Source organism: Luteibacter sp. P4_D7_3, assembly GCF_056401735.1.
In genome coordinates this window covers 1-2399 of record NZ_JBFUIT010000453.1, presented here as the reverse complement: position 1 = coordinate 2399, position 2399 = coordinate 1, and the positions used below count along the sequence as shown (strand labels likewise).

Genomic DNA, 2399 nt, shown 5'->3' with positions numbered 1-2399 from the left:
GAAAGCGCTTCCCCGCCTGGCCCGCGCATCGTCGTCCCCGAAGCTCGCCGAAGCCTTTACCTCCCACCTGGAAGAAACCCAGGGCCAGGTCGAGCGCATCGACGAAATCGTCGAGCTCCTTGGCATCAAGCTCAAGCGTATGAAGTGCGCCGCCATGGAAGGTTTGGTGGAGGAGGGCAAGGAAGTGATTGAAGAGATCGAAAAGGGCGCACTGCGTGACGTCGCACTCATCGGCGGCGGCAACAAGGTCGAGCACTACGAGATTGCCTCCTACGGCACCCTCGCAGCATTGGCTACCCAGCTGGGCTATACCAAGGCCGTGCCACTTCTCCTGGCCACTCTGAAGGAAGAGAAGGCTGCCGATGAAAAGCTGACCTTGCTCAGTGAGCAGCTCGGGAAGCAAAAGCAAGTCGAGAAGGCCTGACACGCTTTGAGTGCCATCGGCGTTGATGCCGACAGCCGTGCGGTGGGCGGGATTCGCCCACCGTGTTTTTCGGTGACGCGCAAACCGAAATTGCATAGCACTTGGCCGTCGCGCCTTAGGAAGCCTGTGCTAGGTTCGATGAGCCGCATTATGGCGGCCTACAAACTTCGGAGCGTTCTCATGGATAAGCGCGACCAGCTGATGCACGACGCCAATCCCTTCGGTGTACAGGTCGAAGGTCCGTTGCAGCTTGGTACCACGGCAGCAAAGTGGGCACCGAAGATCGATGATGTCGGTGATATCGGCCGCATCGGTTCCACGCATAGCGGTGGCGATTGGGGCTAAGCCCTGAGCGTAGTCGCGTCTGTCATAAGACACCGAAGCCGCCTCGTCAACGAGGCGGCTTTTTCTTCGAAGGAGTTGGCTGGTGCTCAAGGCGGATATCGCGTTAGCTGATCTGGCGCTCGAGCCCGCGTGGCATGACGATCACCTGGCGATAGGTTCAAGCCGTGTTGCCCCGTACGCCCATCCGATGCTTGAGACGCTCTTGGTACGGTCGCCAGGCCGTTGGTTCATCGTGGTCAGGGAGCGCACGGCCGATACCGCTAGCAGCACGAAGGGACATGGTGCTGTCGTCGATGCGCAGGATGAAACGGCGTATCGTTCGCTTCATCGGGAATGCATGCTTTGGCCCCTCGACTATGTGCTGATCGAGGTTGCCCAGGCAGGGCACCGCCTGCGCATTTGTGCCGGCATGCTTGRCACGGCGCCTGTCTATTGCAGGGCAACGGATGAGCGGCTCGCCGTATCCTGGGACTCAGCGGATTTTGCCGACCGCCCAGCCGTGCTCGACATGGAGGTGGCGAGCCACCAGCTGGCCCTGCGCACCACCTACGCCGCGCGGCAGTTGTACACCGGCGTGGTGTTGCTCACCGAGCGCGCCTCGCTGCACGTAGAGCCGGGCAGGGCACGGTTTCGCTATCCCGACTCGATAGAGGAAGGTGGTCCCGCGGTGGACGCCGGTGAGGACATGCTGCCGCGGTTTGCCGAAGCGTTGCGGCGTGCCGTGCAGTTGCGGCCATGGCTCGACGGGAGTGTGTCGCTTGAGCTGAGCGGGGGTATGGATTCGGCGACGGTCGCCGTTGCGCTCGCGAGCCTTCACAACGACATCGATAGCAAGGGTATTCTGCTTGACGGCGAGGTTCGCGCCCCGCAGGTGCGGCGCCGGCAGCTCATGGTGGAGCGGCTGCGCCTATCCGATCACGTAGTCGACATCACGGCCTTTCCCCCTAACCTCGCCCTGAGCGCGCCGCGGGAGCCCCATGGCTTTTGTCGCGAGTTCTACCTGGAGGCGTGTTCGGCGCTGTGGGCTTCAGCTCGCGACAAAGGGCGTCATACGCTTTTTACCGGCGTTGGAGGGGACGAATTGTTCCCGGCGTACCTTGACGAGATCTCCGTCGGCGCCGCGAAGGGGCCGATGTGGGCACGCGATGCCCGCAGCTATGCAGAAGATCTGCTCACGCCACGCGCGCTGGCCGCGGCACGCAACCTCCCACTGTTCGATGCACCGGCAAGTCCGGTGCCCGTGACATCGCTGCTGGCAAACGCATGCCGCGCGCCGGATCTGCTGAAGCATGGACAGTGGCCGGTTCACCCACTGAGTGATCCGCGGCTTGCCCGCCTATGCCATCGACTGCCGCGGAGCAGTCGTGAGGGGAGGGAGGTCATGCGACGGTATCTTGAGAGCCATCTCGGTGGAGATGTGTTTCCCAGGGGGTATCTGAAGGAGACATTCGCTGATGTCTTACCGCCTTTGATTGCACAGCATGCCGGGAGGCTGGCTAAGCAATTGAAGGAGTGCGCGCTGGCTGATCTGGGGTTGGTGGATCGGAATGCGGTACTCGGCTTGCTGGAAACAATTACCGATAGCCGGTCGCATCCGGCTACGTCGGCGTTTGCTTCGTTTCTCTGGTTG

General features: G+C 62.0%; 3 protein-coding genes. All 3 read left to right on the top strand.

The features are described from left to right. Nucleotides 1–424 (top strand): YciE/YciF ferroxidase family protein (locus AC1DSN_RS21400; protein ID WP_477332755.1); only part of this gene is annotated, 424 nt, incomplete at its 5' end. Between the two features lie 180 nt (nt 425–604). Continuing rightward, complete coding sequence (locus AC1DSN_RS21395) at nt 605–769, top strand: hypothetical protein (RefSeq protein WP_157503905.1); 165 nt, start codon at nt 605–607, stop codon at nt 767–769. An 82-nt stretch (nt 770–851) separates the two neighbouring features. Then, the coding region (locus AC1DSN_RS21390; RefSeq protein WP_477332753.1) for an asparagine synthase-related protein at nt 852–2399 on the top strand (1548 nt) is incomplete at its 3' end.

Excerpts from the sequence above, each read along its gene's own strand:
- AC1DSN_RS21395 (WP_157503905.1), top strand. The coding sequence starts at position 605 with ATGGATAAGCGCGACCAGCTGATGCACGACGCCAATCCCTTCGGTGTA.